The organism is Paenibacillus sp. ClWae2A (assembly GCF_032452295.1).
Lineage (GTDB): Bacteria > Bacillota > Bacilli > Paenibacillales > Paenibacillaceae > Paenibacillus.
In genome coordinates this window covers 50,672-69,719 of sequence record NZ_JAULSQ010000014.1, presented here as the reverse complement: position 1 = coordinate 69,719, position 19,048 = coordinate 50,672, and the positions used below count along the sequence as shown (strand labels likewise).

Here is a 19,048-nt window from a genome sequence, read left to right as displayed (position 1 = left end):
GATGTATAATAAAAAGGGTGATATCAATGGAATTATTGAAGAATAAGAAAATATTGATCGTAGATGATGAACCTGAGATACGGGAAATGATTGAACGTTTTTTACGTAAAGAAGGTTTTTTTCGAGTCTATACGGCTGATAACTTCGTGAATGCCTTGGCAGTATGCAGGCTTGAAAAGCCGGATGCAGCAATCCTGGACGTGATGCTTCCAGATGGAGATGGGTTCTCTCTGCTCTCTTCGATCCGCTCATTCTCGGACATGCCTGTTCTGTTTCTGTCGGCACGTGGTGAAGATGAGGATCGATTGCTCGGTTTGGGGCTGGGAGCGGATGATTATATGGTCAAGCCCTTTCTGCCAAGAGAGTTGATTCTCAGGCTGATGGCTATTCTGAAGCGGGTATATGCCTCCAATACGGTGGAGAGATTGCCTGTATTCCGTTTAGGCGAACAAACCATTGATCTGGAGAGTGCTGTTGTACAGGGGACAGACAGGGAGCTTCCATTGACAGCTAAGGAGCACGCCATACTGATCAAGTTGTATGAGAATCAAGGCCGGATTGTAACCAGTGATGCCCTGTGTCAAGCCGTATGGGGAGACGAGAGTTATGGTTATGAAAATACACTGATGGTGCATGTTCGGCGAATCCGGGAGAAGATTGAGGAAGACCCATCCAAACCGGTATTTTTGCTAACCGTTCGGGGACTTGGTTACAAACTGATGGCTCAGGAGTCTAGGTGATGGATGGCGTTGTTCGAATTCTCAGAAAGTTTGTCGGATCTACCATTCTGGTATCTGTGGTGCTGTTATTGTTCAATCTAATTCTGCTAGGTTCGCTGATCTTCAAGGAAATTCATGAGGGTCCTTCCCCCGGTGCGGTTGTGAAACAGATGGCCAGTGGCCTGAGTAAGGGCGAGCAGGGGGACTATGCGCTAAACAGCGATGGAATGCAACTGCTGGATACATATCAGGCTTGGGCGATGCTGCTCGATCCCCAAGGTAAGGTACAGTGGAGCGAACGGCTTCCGGCTGAAATCCCGCGCTCTTATAACGTGACGGATGTTGCGAAGTTCTCGCGATACTATCTTAAGGAATACCCGGTGTACGTATGGGAACGTGAAGATGGATTATTGGTCGTAGGCTACCCTAAGAATACGTACGGAAAATACCAGTTCGACTTTCTGGCAGAGTGGCTCAAGTCATTGCCTATTCGGATCATACTATTGTTGGTGTGTAATGTGGCTCTGGCTCTACTAGTATCCATACTCATTGGAACGCGGGTGATCCGTAGTATTCGACCGTTAATCCATGGCATTCACGCATTGGCAAAGGAAGAGCCTGTTCACGTCGGGACCAAAGGTATATTTAACGATCTGTCACAAAGCATCAATTCAACATCCCGTATGCTTCAGGACAAGGATGATGCTCTAAAAGCGAGAGATGAAGCGCGATCCAACTGGATCGCAGGCATTTCTCATGATATACGGACACCCTTGTCCATGATTCTGGGTTACGCGAGTGAGTTGGAGGAGCAATCGGATTTGCCAGTTGAGCACAAACAGCAGGCCTCCATTATTCGTCGCCAGGGTGAACGCCTGCGGTCACTGGTCAGTGATCTAAACCTGGTATCCATGCTGGAGTATGAGATGCAGCCTTTACAGTTGAAGTCGATTCGACTCTCGGTACTAGCAAGGCAGGTTGTATCGGATTTTTTGAATAATGGATTGGATGAGCGTTATCCAATCTCGCTTCATGTTCAGGACGAGAGTCTTCATGTTATGGGGGATGAACGATTATTGTATCGTGCAGTAACGAATTTGGTACAAAACAGTATCACGCATAACCCGGAGGGGTGTGCAATTGTGTTGGAAACGATGCGTGCAGCAGAGGATGTATGTTGTGAATTTGTGGTGTCAGATGATGGAAAAGGAATTCCAAAAGAGTATCTGGACGATGTGGTGGTTCTCCCCTATGCGGCAGGGCGCGTACGGCCTTCCCGTCAGGGACATGGCTTGGGGCTTCCAATGGTATCAAGGATTGCGCAGGCTCATCGGGGAAAGCTTATTCTTGAGAGTGATAGTGGGGAAGGGCTTAGAGCTGCTTTGCAGTTGCCTTAGAAAAACACCTGCCTTGGACAGGTGTTTAAAATTTTGTGCATTTAACAACGGAATAACACAATTTTGTTGTGATTCTAGTAAAAGCAATTTATTTTGTCAAATGATGGTGAAATTCCGAAAATAGATTTACAAAAACTAGAAAATTATGCTAGTATGAATATATAGAAAATAATTACATAATTTAAATATTTTACAATATCCTGCAGTTGAGTTCAACATTGGTGTTTAGCTTTTTATAAGCTATACATATAAAAAAATTCGAATGGAGGTTTTTTCAATGAAACAATTCAATCTCGAAGCATTGCGAGCAATCGAGGACATCAGTGATGAAGAGCTTATGGTCATTACAGGGGCGGTATCTGTAATTGATGTTGAAGCTAGCGGCGGTGTATTCTGTACGGTAAGTCATGAATGTCATTATAATTCGGTTTCACCTTCTTCCTGGCTTACTTGTTGTTAAATTTTACTCTCATCTTCAAGCACATAGCTGATTTCAGTTATGTGCTTGATTTTTTTATGGGAGATTTTGGACACCAAACTATCCAATAGAAGGGGAATGAAATGATGAGCATACAGGAGCGATTACATGACTCCCGATGGAGTGATGCACTCTACTTAACAGAGAAATACAAACAGTTTGTGCAGCGATATACTGCACAAGTTCCCAACGTTCCGAATGTAGACATGCCTGTAGAGCAAACGGATTCAGGAAGAATGCAGCAATGGCTTGACAAGTTTTTTCAGGACCAGGAGCAATTGTCCAATCGCTTCCAGGCTGAATCCATGAATGTGGATACGGTGCAGGCTATGTTTAATGATGCAGGTTTTATGTACGACTTTGCTGAAATGACTTGGCATCAGGAACTCCGTAGGACATTTCTGGAGAATGAACATCTGGAGATCGAATACTTTATTGAGGGCGATACGGATGAAATTCCGTTCTTTGAGTTTTCCAAACCCTTCCTGCAACGATCCATTCAGATCATGACCGAAGGCCTGAATGAAGGATATGACTGGTTGGACAAACGGCGTGTTACAGGGCTTGTTCTGAAGACAGTCTCGGATAAAGTTTTCCACATGTCTGCCAAGACACTAATCTATGAGTTAAACAAAGCGAGATTACAAGATGAATTGAGAGGTGAGGATTCCCGGCAGCGGTATCAGCACTTTGTGAGCCAGAACATCCAGTCCAGAGAACAGATTCTCGCCTTACTGCTGGAATATCCTGTTCTTGCCCGAGGACTTGTTGAGCACACTCTTCGGATCAGTCTCAATATGATGCGTGTTCTGGAGCGCCTGACGAGAGATCGTCGTGAACTGGAGTCTTTTTTTGGTTTCGAGCTGGATAAGCTGGAGGATATCGTATTTCTGGGGGATTCGCATAATGGTGGAGCCAGTGTATTGCGGTTAGCGTTTGCGGGAGGGGGCAATGTCATGTACAAACCAAGGAACATGGCCATCGACACCGCTTTTGCCAGACTGTTGCAATGGTTTAACGATCAGCAAATGGGGTTGCCGTTCCGTATTGCCAAATCGCTGGATCGCTCCGAATATGGCTGGCAGCAGTTTATACCCTATGAGGAAGTCACCAGTCTGGAGGCAGCGGAACGTTTTTTTGAACGGCAGGGGCAGTATCTCGCTATTCTGTATGCCGTTAACGCAACGGACATGCATATGGAGAACATCGTTGCTCAAGGTGAGCATCCATTCTTTGTCGATCTGGAATCACTGCTGCACAATCAGCCCTTCAAATATGTGGAGGAGAAGGAATACTATACGGCGCTGGAGAAGACCCTTTCGATATTGAATGACTCCGTGTTAAAAACGAGCATGCTGCCCACGCTGGACTCCAATGCCTTGTATCACAGTGATCTAAGCGGGCTTGCGGGGGACGTAGATCAGGTACTCAACACGTATGAGATTCACGATAAGAATACAGATACCATGAGAATACAAAGAAGTAAAGTAAGCGTGAGTCGGTTCAGTCATTTGCCTTCATATGAACAGACCCCGATCAAACCTGAACAATATATCCAAAGTTTGAAGAAGGGTTTCTATCGTGTATACAACGCCATCATGGAGCAAAAGGAGTCATTTATCTCCATCGTTTGCAATTACTTTTATGGTTGTGCTGTGCGCACGATCGTTCGTCCGACTGTTACATACTTTACGCTGATTGAAGCCAGCTCCCATCCCAAATATCTCAGAAACGGGCTGGATAAGAGCTTGTTGTTCGACATGATGTGGATGATTGTACGACAGGATCGTATGCGTGAAAAGCTCGTGAAATATGAATGCTACGATCTATTGCACGGAGACGTACCTATGTTCCAGACCTGTATCGGCCAGGACATGTTGTTTCACCACCACGACAACCAAGCCATTGCCGGCGTATTTTCCTCTGATATTTTAACGCAGACTGCGGATAAAGTGCGGGCAATGAACCCGAAAGACATGGACATGCAGTGGGAATTTACCGAAAGGACACTCCAGACCAAGTATGTGCTGGAACGTTCATTCGCTATGGAGAAGAGTACCGCAAGTGTGCAACCGGCACAGTTGAATGAACTTCGAATACCCATGACGAAAGAAGAATATTTGCATGAAGCCGTAAGGATCGGGGATTACATAAAGGATATTGCCATTATGGGAGATGAAGGTATTTCGGTGTCATGGATCAGTATGGGTATGGATGCGGACGAGAAGTTAATCTACAAATCTTCGGAATTGGGGTTATATAACGGGGTAACGGGCATTGCCTATTTCTATTTGTATCTGAGTCAGGAGACAGGTGACCACAAATATATGCAGATGGTTCATCTGTGTATTCAGACAGCCTGGGAGATGATTCGCAAAAAAATCGATAAAAACATCTCATTGTTCACTGGATATGGATCACTTCTCTATTTACTGGTTCATAAAGCCGACGTATGTTCCGAACCGGGGATTAACCCGGATACGCTGGAATTGCTCGATATCCTGGACGATATGATTGATAATGATCAGCAATTGGATGTGATCTCAGGTTGTGCAGGTACATTGATGGCTTGTGTGGACATGTATATGAACTTTCAATCGCAAAGAGCGCTGGACGTGGCTGTGCGTTGCGGAGATCGTTTGCTGAAGCTTGCGCAGCCAATGGATCAAGGTATGGCTTGGGTGACGTCAGCGATTAATAAAACGCCACTTAGCGGCATTGCGCATGGTAACGCAGGCATCTGTCTGAGTTTGGCCCGTCTATACAGTGCTACAGGCAACAAAGCCTATCTTGAAACCTGTATTGAAGGACTGAAGTATGAGGAAGCCCTCTACAGTCCTGAAGTGAACAATTGGAAAGATCTGCGGTTCACCGATGGCAGCATGCCGGAAGAACATTATGTCATGTACTGGTGTAATGGCGCACCTGGTCTAGGGATCGCCCGTATAGGGTTAGCGCAGCAATTGAGGTCATTAGGAGCTATGGATAAGGTTGAGAAGGATATCCGCAGAGCGTTAGCCAAGACGATGGAAGAAGGGTTTACAGAAGTTAGCTATTCGCTCTGCCATGGGGATATGGGCAATCTGGAGTTGTTCCTGCTCGCAGCCGAATATTTGCAGGATGAAGAGTTGAAGGAGTACTCAGTTCAGATGGCAAATTACATTGTGACACAGGTGAGACATGATAATCATCATTGGAGATGCGGCATTCCGGGTCGTCAGCAAATCCCGGGACTGATGCTAGGGCTTGCCGGCATTGGATATCAATTGCTCCGACTTTACAATCGTGACCTGCCTTCAGTATTGATGATGGAGGGACCAAAAGGCAAGGAAATAAGGGATATGGCGCAGACATACGCTATGGAAACGGCATCCGCTCAGCAGCAGATGGACACTATGGAACAGTCACCCCATATGGGGCAGCATTATGCCTGAACGGCCTGTATTCCGTCTGCGCGGAAAGAGACAACGCAAAGTTCCTGTCAAACTGCAAATGAATCAATATGATTGTGGCCCTAGTTGCTTACATATGTTACTCGCATATCACGGCTACGAAGCGGATTTCACGGATCTGAAGGAACGTTTTGCGATGCTGGGGAACGGCCGGGATGGCAGTTCCATGCTCAAAATGAAAGAGGTTGCCCAGACCTATCATTTGAAGGGGATAGCCAAAAAAGCGCCTGTTGAATCACTCAACAATGACTTTCTGCCAATCATTTGTTTCTGGGAAGACAGCCATTTTGTCGTGCTTGAGCGGATCAAGACGGGTGGTCAGTTCATTATTGTCGATCCGGCTTTGGGCAGGCTGGTTATCAGTACGCAGGAGTTTGCTGAGAAATATTCAGGTATTTTTTTGCTCGTATATCCGGATGATGGCTTTGTACCTTTATCCGAGAAAAAGATTAGTAAAGTGGCGTACTTCAAGGATTTGATTCGCAGTAACAAAAAATATTTTGGTTGGACCATTCTACTTGCTCTGGGGTTGCAATTGGTTTCGGTGGCCTTTCCGTTCCTGATGCAAGTTTCAATTGATGCGGCCACTAGCGGTGAGGGTTACTCGTTATTTCCTGTCCTGATCACCAGCATTGTGCTGTTAACCCTGTTTCAGATCGGCTTCAGTTATATGAAGGATATGTGCATTGTACGGCTTCAGGAATTGCTGGATTCCCAACTGACGACAAACTTTGTCTCACATATGCTCAGACTGCCTTATCAATATTTTGAAATTCGTTCGCGTGGGGATTTGATGTTGCGGATTAATAGCAATACGACCATTCGAGAGATATTATCCCAGAAGATGATCTCTACGATGATCAATCTATTTTTAATTGTTGTTACCTTCACATATATTATAATCCAGTCCCGTTTGATCGCTTTCACACTGCTTGGTGTAGGGCTGATACAAATTCTTGTTTTTGTATACACACGCAGCAGATTCAAGAAGCTGACACAAACTCAGATTGTCGCCCAAAGTCTGGCTGGATCATTCATGACGGAAGTGTTGGAAGGTATCTCGACCATCAAATCACTAGGGATTGAAGAGCGTACCGCGGAGAAATGGAGAGCGCTATTCAAGCGTCAACTCGCAACAGTCAAGGAAAAAGCGATTTTTCAGACGAGAGTGAATACCGTGACCAACACGCTGAACTTTATGACTCCGATGCTCATTCTACTGGTGGGATTATATCAGATTATGCAGGGGAATATGACCCTCGGCATGCTCGTTTCATTCCAGTCTCTTGCCGCGCTGTTTCTGGGGCCGTTGAACTCGCTTGCTTTGATGCTCAATGAGTTCGTGATGGCGGATGCACTACTGGATCGAATCTATGATGTCATTCAAGCCGAGGAAAGTAATAAATTCAAGAAAAAATCAACGCCACCCCTTCAGGGGGTGAAGCTGAATGGGGATATTACGATTGATCAGATCAGCTTCAGGTATACGGACTATGGTGAAGATGTTCTTAAAAATATCAATATTGCAATCAAAGCAGGGCAAAGGGTCGCTCTGGTTGGCAAATCAGGATCAGGAAAGAGCACCTTGGCAAAATTGCTGGTAGGGCTGTACACGCCGACCCAGGGCAATATCTATTTTGACGGGATGAATGTAGAAGAACTGGAACAACAGGATATTCGCAGCCAGATCAGTATCGTGCTTCAGGATAACTTTGTTTTTAACAATACTGTTCATGACAATATTAGGCTGCACGCAACGGATTCAACGCTAGAGGATGTGATGATCGCAGCGAAGCTGGCTGATATTCATGCCGATATTGAGAAGATGCCAATGAAGTATAATACACTGATCTCTGAGGCGGGATCGAATCTGTCTGGAGGGCAGAAGCAACGGGTAGCTCTCGCACGAGCATTGGTGAGCAGACCCAAAGTTCTTTTGTTGGATGAGGCAACCAGTGCTTTGGATACTGTTACAGAGGCGACCATTGCCCATAATCTAAACATGTTGAAATGTACCCAGATTATCATTGCCCACAGGCTAAGTACGATCCGAAGCGCGGACACCATATATGTACTGGATCAAGGTGAACTCGTTGATGCTGGAACACATGATGAATTGATTGGGCGGTGTAAATCCTACAATGATCTCGTGTGTGAACAACTGGACGAAACCGGGGCCAGACAATATGGATAAGGCTAGTGAGGATGATGTTGACGGAAGACAAAAGGCTTTCTTTTCTACACAATATGTGTTGAAGAGAATGCTTTTTTGTTATATATGGTAAAGCCGAAAAGCTAAACTGATGCAAGAATTAGGAAAATGGGTAATGTACACCAAAGTACTCTGAATGAATCATATAGGAAGAAAGTTACATGAAAACGATCCTGTTAGCCGATATGGCACATGTTGATTTTGTACTATGATGCAGGTAACAGATGAGTAGGGTGTACTTCACATATAGTGAATGCCTCGATTCTACCAAGAGGAGGAATCCGTATTAAACGTGCAGGATGGTTGAAGGGTTTATTCACACTAATGATGGTGTTTACTATATTTCTGGGAGGTTGTCAGAACATGAATGCAAGTGAGAAAGAAGCTTTATACGAAGAAGCTGAAGCAACCGTAATTCAGCACTTCAAGCAGAAGTTTGAACTGGATGTTGTGATTACAAGCAAAGAGTTGTTGCCGGAAATGGCAGTGTCCCAGATTGGGCTGAAAGGCCATGTGAAAGATCATGAAGATCAGAGCTTTGGCATTTCGTACGACTACAAAAAGAAGGTAACCAAGAACCTGGTCATTAGCCCTGAAATTGAGGAAGTGATGATGGCTAAGGGACACGATCCATACGTCAAATAAAGGGAGGTGTAGTTATTGAGTAACGGGTCCAATATTGATGATGAAACGTATAAAACGATGTCTGATCTAGCCTACCAGGATCAAAAGGCTGGAGACAAATTAACGGAACTTCCCGGATGGGAGGTCCTTGAGGGGACGGAAAGCAATAAATTCTCCGGTTTTGATGCCGTAACATTTTATAATCCCGAGACCAAGGAAGCGGTCATTGCTTATCGTGGTACAGAAGGAAGTGCGTCATTGGATCGCTCTGTACCTGACTTTGTCATGGATGGCCGTATTGGGGGCGGAGAGTTGATTCGTAAGGGTCAGCAGGAGGCCGGGAATTTTGTTAATAATCTTACGCCGGATTGGCTCGACAAAGGGGTCGAAGGCGTTAAGGACTTCACGGGTATATCCAAAGTGGAAGATTGGGCTGGTGACAGGGTAAGAGATGTGGAGAACTGGACGGGTGATCGCGTAAAAGATATTGAAAAAACCGTTTCCCCTACAGGCTGGGCCAATCAGATGTATCAATCCGAAGACTACGCAAATCACATGCAGAACAAGCATAAGGATCTGAATTTCTCGATGACCGGACATTCCTTGGGCGGGGGAAATGCACAATATGCATCTGCTTATACAGGAATTCCAGCCGTGACGTTCAGTGCACCATCGGTAATGGGTAATTTGACGCCAGAAATGCGGCGCCGGGCTGAAGCGGGTGCATTTGACGGGCAGGTTGTGAACTATGCCAATCCCAGTGATCTGGTAGCCAGCGGAACGCTGGGAGGATATGACCGGCATGTGGGATCGACCTATTACATCAACTCCGATTATGACTCGGCGAATGACGGCGTGAGTATTATCGATAAAGCGAAGAACTCATTTGGCGGGGAAAACTATCACAGTCTGGATCAATATGATTTCAAAAATGGTTACATATCCAATGACCTGTACGATCCGATTACTGGAGAGAGAATCCGTTATTCGCCACGCCTTATGGATCACATGGGACCGTTCAGCAAGAACTTCGGTCCATTACGTTCCAAGTCCGGCGGCGCAGGTATGGCTTCGGCTGCTGCCGCTTCAGGTCTGATTCAGGTAACGCCGGAAGAACTGAAAAGTGTGGCTTCCCGGTGGAAGCAAAATGCACAGCAATGTAATGCCGAGCTGAATCAGGTACGAAGCCGCATGGCTCAATACCTGCATACAAGTCGCAGTCGCAGGCTGGAGCCAATTGTCACCCAACTGGACGCATCGATTCAAGAACTTAGCACATGGCATATGAAACATACCAGCCAGTTCCTGAACTTTATTGATGAGAAAGCAGATGCCTTCCGGCAGGCGGACGAGAGTCCGGTTCATTTTAATTAGGAACCAGGTTGGTTGATGTCGATATCACGTACATGGGGGAGGGGAACGCAAGTGGGTGGACAATTGCTGGTGGAATTGAATGATCTTCGGATTGCGGAAAAAGAACTGACACAGCTGCTTGCCCGTCTGCAAGCCGATGAGCAAGAAGCGCGGGCGCTATACAGTCGCCTGAACGATTGGAAGGGGCAAGCTGCTGATCATACAAGGCAGCAGATTGAAGAGTTTTTTGCGGGCCTGTCCAGACGTATTCAATCCATTGAACAGCAGAAGAAAAGCTTGCTGCAATACATTGAGATCATGATCCAGACGGATCAGGAACGCTAACGAGTGGTAAGGCTGATGCCATATTGCGGATGGTAATCAGCGTGGATAAGAGTGTGAATGTGGAGAAATGTCGAGCGATTGTATGTAATTGTGAGTACAAATAGAATGATTGAGAGTATAAACCACGGAGTAAAAAGTATTAATACCAGAAAAAAAGCCTATGACAGATCGGGTTTGATCCCGTATGCCATAGGCTTCTTTGTTATCTAAATTTTTCTCAAGTTATCGTGAACTGTAAGTTAGTCCTTAACGTTTTTTACGACGTGTAGCCAGAGCGATTCCCAGGAAGGACAGAACCAGAGCCAGGATGGATACGATCAACGTCGCTTGTTGAAGTTTCAATGTACCCGGGTCTGTATCCGTGTTGTTCGGCTCACCTGTAACGGTGTCATTGAGTGCATCGCCCAGCGTGGTGTCATCATTTGCTTTGCTATCGTCGGTAGCTGCATTATCTCCATTGGTGCCTTCTGTACCTGCACTATCATGTCCTCCACCTGCCGTAGCATTACCAGCAGCAGCCGGATCTTCGCTAATCGTCGTGATACTGTGCGGGTTGGCGTCACTTGGTTGGCCTGTCCATTCTACGATACTACCATCACTGTAGTATTGGAACGCATCCCAAGCTACTTCAGCTTCTGCCTTAGGATTCTGTGCAACGAAGTTGAACTGCTGGAATTGTCCTGCGATAATACCCTCGTTATCGCCGTCAATTTCCCATGTGATCGATGTGACTTCATTGGAGGCGTTCTTCTCTGTGGAGATTTTCCAGCCAGCCAGTGGTTGATATTGCTTGAATGCAACACCTTCCGGAACTTTCATCGTGATTTTGGTCGTTGGCAGTTCTTTCTCGGATGGAATCTTAATCGTGTATGTCTGCCATGCGCTTGTCTGTGCAACGGATGGGCTAACGGTAACGTGAGCGCTCGCGAATCCGGCGAATAGCATAAATGCTGCAGTACCTGTTGCGATAGTGGATGTCAGTTTGGAAATCCATGATGTTTTCTTCAAAATAAATAACCCCTCTCAGTTCTTATCATATATGATGCGGCCCATTTTCTTAAATAAGTGTCTACGTTCTGCAAAGGCACCGTTCGGTTACGAAGGGTTCTTTCGAGTGATTAAAAGCAGGTTACACTTGCTACTTCGATGACAGAATAACCCTCCGATCGCTGTTATCCCCAGATTTTTTGATTCCCTTTTCTTAAAGGGTAAAATCCGGGGATAGCATATGCTTCCGAAGCAGCTTTCTTTCAGAAAGCTTTTAGGCTAACGCTTCGCTTCTTCACGCTATTTCTGTCCTCTCCGTTCTCGTGTAGACTCAGAAAGCTTTTAGCTTCGCTTCTCCAGAATCAATTTCATTCCCTTCACTACATTTGCAGTTTGTAGAAACACTAATTTTAGATTGGGTCACTTTTCAATATAAACGTTGTGTAACTATGGCTTGGCGGTGTCGATCTCAAATTCGGTATCCAGTGAATCCAACGTTTTGGTCAGAAGATGTACCTTGATATTCCAACGGCCAGGCATGGAGATGTAATCTTCAGCCTTGTACACACCGGTGTCGTTTTTCGGAATGGTGATCTCATAGATCCCCATATCCATGTCCAGATGTGTGAGTGACAGGGTGATCTGTTCCAGATCATTAACGATACTGCCGTCTGCACGTTTGACGTCCACTTCAAATTGGTTCTCTCCCGTCACATTGGGACTCACCTGAAGTGTGATCGCCGAGCCATCGTCTGTAGTCTTTGTCTCCTGATACGGTCCGACCGCTGCTGGTTGTCCCGGAGACAAATGTGTCAACACGGCAGCAAGAGCGAGAATTACAGCACCAGTAGCGAGCTCGGCTTTCAGGCTGCCGGATAATCTGCTTCCCGTTGCTGCTCTTGCCAATCTGGCATGACGCCATGCAAAGAGAACCATCACAATCAGCAGGACGATCTTGCCGATCAGGACAAGGCCATAGGCTGTAGTGAACAAGGAAGTCAGCACAGGTGCTGGTAGAATAATCAGACTGCTGTATATTCCTGTAGCGACCAGAGCGGCTACGGCGCCAATCCCCCAGGCGGTAAACCTGCGAATAGCAACCCAGTAGACTTCTCCTCGCACCTTCGAAGGCAGCTTGTCGGCGAGTGGAGGCAGACATATCGCCATAGCCGTCAATGCACCAATCCAGAAAGCAGCACCGATCAGATGAACGAAGTCCATGGCAATCGCGAGAGCACGTTGATCCGCCGCAGCCGGATGTCCCGTCATGGCATGAGTGAACAGCCATCCAAGCACGAGCACGAGTGACCCGTAAGAAGACCAGATGCGAGCACGGATGGATCGATCGCGATCATATCCGGAGAGAATCGTGACGGCCAGCAGCATTACAATGAGTATCTGTAACATCCAGATCTGACCAAAGGACGTCAGTTTGAGCGCACTTCCAATCAGTCCCCAGCTTAGCTCACCCAGAGCCACACCAGATTCATATAACGTATTCAGTGGCAGGCTGACCAGAGCGGCAAAGGAAGCAGCAGCATAGCTGATCCATAACAATCTGTAGCTACCTGGAACGTCCATAGGTTCTCTTGTCATGGATGTCGGTGCGATTCGCAGCAGCAAGAATGCAAGTGTCCCCAGAATGACAGACAATCCGAGATACTGAATCCAGTCTGTCAGGGATACGATCCATTTCAGTGGCCCACCTGTTGAACCCGAACCGGATGTAAGATCACTCAGTCCGGCAGGAGAACCGGACGGTTCACCGATATGGAAAACATATGCCCCTTGAATGGGGTGTCCATCGGCAGATACAGCTTTCCAGTTGACGGCATAAGTCCCGTTCCCGAGTCCAGCCTGCAGGCCAGTCTCCAGAATATGAGGGCGATCCACATCAATCTGTACATTTCCATCGTCTGCCTGAGTACCGTCAGGACCGGTAACTTTGATATCATAAAAGGCCGTCTGCAAGGACTCGTTGAACTCCATCGTCAGCCGCTCCGGAGCAGCTACGAGGATCTCATTTTCTCCTGGCGAAGCCTTAACAATATAAGCGTGGGCAGATGCCCACTGTGGCATAACAAGGCAGCACACAAGCAACAGGCTGGTGACCAATGCCCAGTGCCGTTTGCCCCATTTCAGGGTAAAGCGTGTAAAAATCAAAAAATCATCACCCTCAGGTTAAAGATTTGTAGTCATTCATGTTCCTTTATACACAATCTAACCCATTATAACTTTGTCCAAAATGACTGCGTATGACTACATTGGGCTATAAAAAAACGATTTGGTCTACATAATTGTGACAAAAGCATGAATGCTATGTCATTTCTCACCTATGTGGGACGCATCATTGAATTCGAAACAACAATGTTTATTTGCGAAGCTTACGTCCTGCAAGCCCGCTCTCTAGCGCGTAGCGGGTGAGTTGTACCCGGTTTTCAAGCTGGAGTTTCTGCAAAATGTTTTTTAGATGATTCTTCACCGTCTGGTCTGAAATACCGAGTTGATCAGCGATCTCCCGATTGGTATATCCTGCGGATACCCATTGCAGAATCTCAAGCTCCCGCGCCGTTAGCGGGTTATCTTGCACATCTTCACTGCGTGGTGCGGGAAACTCCTGCAAAATCCGGTAGGCCAGTTCCTTGCTGAGCGGTGCATCGTCACTGACGATGGCGCGCAGGTACTCCAGCCAGGTGGAAGGCGTTAGATTTTTGAGCAAATAGCCTTGAGCGCCTTGTTTCAGTGCTTCGAACAGAAAGGTCACATCATCCGATACCGTGACCATAACAACAATAACATAAGGGAATCGCAGCTTGATCTGACGGGTGGCTTCCAGCCCATCCATGCCCGGCATCTGCACGTCCATCAGGATCAGGTCAGGCATCCATTGTCCGGTGAGCTCCAGCGCTTCCTGTCCATTCGAAGCTGTACCAATCACTTCAAACAGGCTGTCCTCGGATAAAATGCTACAGATCGCTTCACGCGCATGCGCATGATCATCAACAACCAATACACGTACATGTTCCATATTAAGCATGCTCCTTTCCAATCGTCATTCGTGTATGCCCCGGTCTTGAATCGAGGGTAAAAGACCACCCCATCTCGGCAGCGCGTTCCTTCGTAATTCGCAGTCCGTACCGATCCTTCAGATGAAGAGGATCTTCAGTTAGTCCAATCCCATTATCCTGAATATAAATGAACCAGGCAATTGGGTTACCCTCCGCGTGAACCTGAACTTGGGTAGCCTGTGCATGTTTGCGTACATTCAGTAAACCCTCGCGGATACAGGCGAGCAGTTCCACTTGCTCCTTGGCAGAGAACGTTACACCATCGAGATCCCAATGAATCTGTGCACCAGGTACCGTTTCTTTGACGAGCACTTCGACCTGCGCATGCAGTGAAATAATCTCGGGTGCCACGGTAGATGAGGGAACATAACGCAACTGGGCAATAGCTTGCCTTACATATGTATTGACTTCATGCACGGTTTTTTGAATCTCCTGGATTTCATGCTCATGTCCGCTCCCTGCCAGACTACGGCCGGCTTTATCGGTCTTCACTGACAGCAGGAAAAGAGACTGGGATATGCCATCATGAAGTTCCCGGGCCAATTGGTCACGAGCTTCCAGAGCTGCTTTCGCTGCACGTTCCTGCTCCAGAGCAGCCCTGGCGCCTTCGAGCATGCGGAACAATCGGCTGAGCAGTGTCACGCTGACGAGGTAAACGATGACCGGTGTTAACCAGTTTCCAGCATCCATCGAAAGGTACGGCATCAGAAACTGATGGCGAATATATTCCCAGATGCCAACCGTGAATGTGGGGATCAGCAGAATCATCCATTTAATTTGTTTATAGGACATGAATGCAGAACTCCTTTGATCTAGGATTAGCTTAATTAGGTAATTTATTTATACAGGGATGGGACCATTATAACGCAAGCTTGTCCAAGACCCTAGTCTGTGTCCTTTGGAGAAAGCTGGGGAGGATCAGGGAGTATTTAGAAGGATATCTAAGAACGACAAGGGGTGAAATGTTGTCACGCTAGGTGAGGGTTGGTGTGACCAGCTGAGGAAGGCTGAGTCCGTTTTCCCTATCGGAGAAGGTCCTCTATACTTAATATAGAACGTGAATTCATTACAAAACATGTTAAGGAGTGACGCAACAACATGAGTCAAGAAGTATTGGAACGTCGCAGTGAATTGCTCAAAAAGAACATTCATCAGATGCTTGTTCAAGACAATCAGCACGGTATCAGTCGCCAAGACAACATGTTTTTGCAGCAGATGATTAAAGAGCTGCATCAGACTTCACATGAACTGAATACCAAATCTTAATGTAGAATCTGCACGAGAATGAAGTTGTCTGGTGTACGATTCATTCCATGAAAATGAAAATGGCGCTATCTCCGATCAGACCGGGGATAGCGCTTTGACTTTTTAAGAGCATATAGAAGAAGCTCCGTTCATCTTACTGCAACTGTTGCTGAGCGGTCCTTTTCTCAATATATTGAATGAACAACTCGGCAAGCTCCGGATCGAACTGTGAACCCGAACATGCGCGTAACTCCCGAATGGCTTCTTCCACGTTCTTGGTCTCTTGATACGGCCGCTCTGTCGTCATGGCATCAAAGGAGTCAATCACGGTCAGCATCCGGCATAGCCGAGGAATCTCGTTACCCTTCAGGCCGTAAGGATAGCCCTTGCCATCATAGCGCTCGTGGTGAAGTTCAATATACGGAATCAGATCGGCGAAGCGATCGTTCGTGATCACCATTTTTTTGCCCCAGGTGACATGTCCTTTGATCGTTTCCCATTCTTCTGCGGTGAGCTTGTCCTTCTTGTTCAGAATGGACCAGGGAATCTCCAGTTTGCCGATGTCATGAATCAATGCTCCAAGCACAAAACGACGTTTTTCCGCATTCTCCAGTGTGAGCAATTCACTGATATCGAGTGCATATTTGTAGACCCGTTTGGAATGTTTAAACGTATCCATATCCTTGTATCTGAACAGATTAAGCTGCTGCTCGATGTCACGAACGTCCTGTACCAGGTCAATCTCGTGTTCCATGCCATCATTGCTGCCGTGGCGGTGCACGTTGTTCTTGCCCTGTTTCTTCGCATAATACAGTGCTTTATCCGCCTGATCCACGAGCTGGGATTTGTTATACATATCCACCTGATAGGGGGCGACGCCACCCGAGAAAGAGAGACAACCGTGCGGAAACACTTCAACGCCTTCAAACGGCGTGTCGTTTAGTTGTTTGCGCAGCTTATTCATAAACTTGTAGGATTCGTCCAGTTCCATTCCTGGCATGAGCAGAGTGAACTCTTCGCCTCCATAACGAAAGGCGGTAACAGGTGTACCTTCCGTCTTTCGCATCAGAAAATCTCCCAGCAGGGCCAGCAGACTGTCACCTTGAAGGTGACCAAACCGGTCATTATACTTTTTGAAATCATCGATATCAATAAGTCCCAGACAGAGCGGGGTTCCTTGCGTGCGAGCGTTAGTCAGTTCACTTTCCAACATATTTTCAAAATAACTATGGTTGAACAGGCCTGTGCGTTGATCCGTGTTAGCCTTCTCCTCGATGCTCTGATACATCACAAACAACTGCTTGAATGCATGGGAAAGCAGAATGCTCAGACTCAGATACAACAAAAGGCCGAGTACGCCATTGTGCACAACCAGAATCGTCAGGACAAGCGCCAGAATCAGCGTACATAAATAAACCAGCAGGGATTCGGTAACGAATGCCCGCTTCATCTGCTGTAATGCATCCTTCGTCGAGAAATGAAAGAATAAGCCAAGTGTGATCGTGTTGATGATGAAGTAGGCTGCGAGCGCTGCAAAATAAGGAATCAGGTTATATCCGTCAAGAGTTCCCGATTGCCCGCCAGTCCACTGAAACACGGCAGCTGCTCCCGTAATCATGATACTGTAGATGCTGAAATTGACAATGTGTTTCCACCAGGTGAGCTTGCGCTCTTTGATTAACAGGATGATGGAGACAGGAAGCAGTACGGATAAACTGAAAGCTCCGCCAAACATGAATATACAGGCAAGGTATACCGATGAATCCATGGATTGCTGATTACCTTTGGGTGGAATCTGGAACGTGAAATAATCCAGAATTAACGCCGCACCCAGCATGGTGTAGACCATAACCCAATCCGCCGTGGTTAGATGAAGGTAAGACCATTTGTTCATGTACAGAAAAACACCGATCCCGGTACAACTAAGCAAAATAACATACATACTGCTTCGATCTGCCTTATGGATAAGGTTACGAATAAAGTTCATAAAAAATCTCCTGCTTGGTTTAGTCTACTCTTGATGTGTATATAAATTGAGCTGATGGGTATTAACACTTACACTTCGATGACAGAACAACCTTCCGATCGCTGTTATCCCCAGATTTTTTGATTTCTTTTCCAGAAGGGAAAATCCCGGGATAGCATATGCTTCCGATGTAGCTTTCTTGTAGAAAGCTTTTAGGCGAACACTTCGCTTCTTCAGGTTATTTCTGTCCTCTCCGTTCTCGTGTAAATGTTCAGTTCAATATATGATTGGTGTTCTTGTAAAGGGATATACTATATGGATATATACCATACCAAGTTGCCTGCCAAAAATCCAGAAAGAAAAAACAGGCCGCTGGCAGCCTGTTTGTCTTGTTTGGCGGTATGGATACTAGCCGCCCAGCTTGTATCCCGAAGTTAATGCCACAACGACAGAAGCCACGATGATTGCGTTGATGACAATGCGGGAATATTTCACACCTTCAAATTTCTTCATGGAGAAGACCTCCCTTCCTTGGAGTCTACCTGCTCTCTTCAAGCCTGATGAGTTTTAGCAGGTTGCACAGCCTTTTTGACCCGATTCACCATCATGTACTGGATAAAAAGGAATATGCCCACGTTCATGACCACATCACCGATGCTGATGACCTGAGTCCGTGGATAAGGGCTGGAGAGTGGGATGATATCACCGAGAAAAGGCAAACGTGTGGACGCATCCATCATAAAATGCTTTGATACGGCGCCGCCTTCCCTGAGCATGTCTACATAATAGGGTCCCAATACAGAGGAGGCTTCCACAGAAACTGGCATGCGCCCACCGTTGACAGCCATGACGGCAAAATTGAGAAACACCCCAATCCAGATGAGCATGAAACCGGTATGGTGTCTGTTGAGCCACAGGAAAGCGAGTCCTGTAATGTAGACGGCAGCAAAGAGATATCCATTAATGGATGCCACCCATTCGAATCGTTCCTGCAGATAGAAAATAAAGAACTGGACTAGCAACAATACAGGGAAAATCCAGCCACTTCGCAGCTTGAGTGCTGCAAACTGGTTGAGCCCATGCCGCAACCCGCCTCGAAAAAATCCAACGATCAAGCCTAGTAGAATACCGTCATATACCATGGAGTAACTCCTGTTCGTGCGGAGATATGCAATATGATTGCGTGTTTGTGTACATAAAGG

Annotated in this window: 15 protein-coding genes; 9 read left to right on the top strand and 6 right to left on the bottom strand. The window is 46.5% G+C overall.

What is annotated here, in order from left to right; translation table 11 throughout:
- Nucleotides 1–26 precede the first annotated feature (26 nt).
- The 8 genes from QVE09_RS27010 to QVE09_RS26975 all read left to right on the top strand — a co-directional run bounded on the left by QVE09_RS27010 (nt 27) and on the right by QVE09_RS26975 (nt 10,580).
- The gene (locus tag QVE09_RS27010) at nt 27–740 is read left to right on the top strand and encodes a response regulator transcription factor (RefSeq protein ID WP_074093207.1); all 714 of its coding nucleotides are present in this window, start codon (nt 27–29) and stop codon (nt 738–740) included.
- Nucleotides 740–2,116, top strand: coding sequence for a sensor histidine kinase (locus QVE09_RS27005; RefSeq protein WP_315939308.1), 1,377 nt, complete (start codon nt 740–742; stop codon nt 2,114–2,116). Before QVE09_RS27010 ends, QVE09_RS27005 begins: the two co-directional genes overlap by 1 nt.
- 277 nt (nt 2,117–2,393) lie before the next feature.
- Nucleotides 2,394–2,576: a type A2 lanthipeptide gene (locus QVE09_RS27000; protein WP_315939307.1), complete on the top strand. Its 183-nt coding sequence runs from the start codon at nt 2,394–2,396 to the stop codon at nt 2,574–2,576.
- Between the two features lie 101 nt (nt 2,577–2,677).
- Nucleotides 2,678–6,028, top strand: coding sequence for a type 2 lanthipeptide synthetase LanM family protein (locus tag QVE09_RS26995; protein ID WP_315939306.1), 3,351 nt, complete (start codon nt 2,678–2,680; stop codon nt 6,026–6,028).
- Nucleotides 6,021–8,240, top strand: a complete 2,220-nt coding sequence (locus QVE09_RS26990; RefSeq protein ID WP_315939305.1) for a peptidase domain-containing ABC transporter — start codon at nt 6,021–6,023, stop codon at nt 8,238–8,240. The genes QVE09_RS26995 and QVE09_RS26990 overlap by 8 nt, the downstream gene beginning before the upstream one ends.
- Nucleotides 8,241–8,621: 381 nt before the next feature.
- A complete protein-coding gene (locus QVE09_RS26985) occupies nt 8,622–8,903 on the top strand; it encodes a hypothetical protein (RefSeq protein WP_315939304.1) in 282 nt (93 codons plus the stop codon).
- Nucleotides 8,904–8,918: 15 nt separating this feature from the next.
- Nucleotides 8,919–10,256 (top strand): Tle-like phospholipase domain-containing protein, encoded by a 1,338-nt coding sequence (locus QVE09_RS26980; protein ID WP_315939303.1) that lies wholly within the window; start codon nt 8,919–8,921, stop codon nt 10,254–10,256.
- A gap of 51 nt (nt 10,257–10,307) precedes the next feature.
- Nucleotides 10,308–10,580 carry a hypothetical protein gene (locus QVE09_RS26975; protein WP_315939302.1) on the top strand — a complete coding sequence of 91 codons (273 nt, stop codon included), beginning with the start codon at nt 10,308–10,310 and terminating at the stop codon, nt 10,578–10,580.
- A 246-nt stretch (nt 10,581–10,826) separates the two neighbouring features.
- On the opposite strand, the gene QVE09_RS26970 is transcribed toward QVE09_RS26975, so the two are convergent.
- The 4 genes from QVE09_RS26970 to QVE09_RS26955 form a co-directional block, all read right to left on the bottom strand.
- A complete protein-coding gene (locus QVE09_RS26970; RefSeq protein ID WP_315939301.1) occupies nt 10,827–11,588 on the bottom strand; it encodes a YcnI family copper-binding membrane protein in 762 nt (253 codons plus the stop codon).
- Between the two features lie 426 nt (nt 11,589–12,014).
- Nucleotides 12,015–13,730 (bottom strand): copper resistance CopC/CopD family protein, encoded by a 1,716-nt coding sequence (locus QVE09_RS26965; RefSeq protein ID WP_315939300.1) that lies wholly within the window; start codon nt 13,728–13,730, stop codon nt 12,015–12,017.
- Nucleotides 13,731–13,938: 208 nt separating this feature from the next.
- Entirely contained in the window at nt 13,939–14,595 is a 657-nt protein-coding gene (locus QVE09_RS26960; RefSeq protein ID WP_036616682.1) for a response regulator, read from the bottom strand.
- Nucleotide 14,596: 1 nt separating this feature from the next.
- Entirely contained in the window at nt 14,597–15,427 is an 831-nt protein-coding gene (locus QVE09_RS26955) for a sensor histidine kinase (protein WP_315939299.1), read from the bottom strand.
- A gap of 306 nt (nt 15,428–15,733) precedes the next feature.
- Here QVE09_RS26955 and QVE09_RS26950 point away from each other — a divergent pair, with 306 nt between their 5' ends.
- The gene (locus QVE09_RS26950) at nt 15,734–15,901 is read left to right on the top strand and encodes a hypothetical protein (RefSeq protein ID WP_017691019.1); all 168 of its coding nucleotides are present in this window, start codon (nt 15,734–15,736) and stop codon (nt 15,899–15,901) included.
- A 133-nt stretch (nt 15,902–16,034) separates the two neighbouring features.
- Here the strand turns inward: QVE09_RS26950 and QVE09_RS26945 are convergent, their stop codons facing one another.
- Both QVE09_RS26945 and QVE09_RS26940 read right to left on the bottom strand, forming a co-directional pair.
- Complete coding sequence (locus tag QVE09_RS26945; protein WP_315939298.1) at nt 16,035–17,867, bottom strand: diguanylate cyclase; 1,833 nt, start codon at nt 17,865–17,867, stop codon at nt 16,035–16,037.
- Nucleotides 17,868–18,397: 530 nt separating this feature from the next.
- Nucleotides 18,398–18,988, bottom strand: a complete 591-nt coding sequence (locus QVE09_RS26940) for a DUF5317 domain-containing protein (RefSeq protein WP_315939297.1) — start codon at nt 18,986–18,988, stop codon at nt 18,398–18,400.
- Between the last annotated feature and the right edge of the window lie 60 nt (nt 18,989–19,048).

Excerpts from the sequence above, each read along its gene's own strand:
- QVE09_RS27010 (WP_074093207.1), top strand. The coding sequence starts at position 27 with ATGGAATTATTGAAGAATAAGAAAATATTGATCGTAGATGATGAACCT.
- QVE09_RS27005 (WP_315939308.1), top strand. The coding sequence starts at position 740 with ATGGATGGCGTTGTTCGAATTCTCAGAAAGTTTGTCGGATCTACCATT.
- QVE09_RS27000 (WP_315939307.1), top strand. The coding sequence starts at position 2,394 with ATGAAACAATTCAATCTCGAAGCATTGCGAGCAATCGAGGACATCAGT.
- QVE09_RS26995 (WP_315939306.1), top strand. The coding sequence starts at position 2,678 with ATGATGAGCATACAGGAGCGATTACATGACTCCCGATGGAGTGATGCA.
- QVE09_RS26990 (WP_315939305.1), top strand. The coding sequence starts at position 6,021 with ATGCCTGAACGGCCTGTATTCCGTCTGCGCGGAAAGAGACAACGCAAA.
- QVE09_RS26985 (WP_315939304.1), top strand. The coding sequence starts at position 8,622 with ATGAATGCAAGTGAGAAAGAAGCTTTATACGAAGAAGCTGAAGCAACC.
- QVE09_RS26960 (WP_036616682.1), bottom strand. The coding sequence starts at position 14,595 with ATGGAACATGTACGTGTATTGGTTGTTGATGATCATGCGCATGCGCGT.
- QVE09_RS26955 (WP_315939299.1), bottom strand. The coding sequence starts at position 15,427 with ATGTCCTATAAACAAATTAAATGGATGATTCTGCTGATCCCCACATTC.
- QVE09_RS26950 (WP_017691019.1), top strand. The coding sequence starts at position 15,734 with ATGAGTCAAGAAGTATTGGAACGTCGCAGTGAATTGCTCAAAAAGAAC.
- QVE09_RS26945 (WP_315939298.1), bottom strand. The coding sequence starts at position 17,867 with ATGAACTTTATTCGTAACCTTATCCATAAGGCAGATCGAAGCAGTATG.
- QVE09_RS26940 (WP_315939297.1), bottom strand. The coding sequence starts at position 18,988 with ATGGTATATGACGGTATTCTACTAGGCTTGATCGTTGGATTTTTTCGA.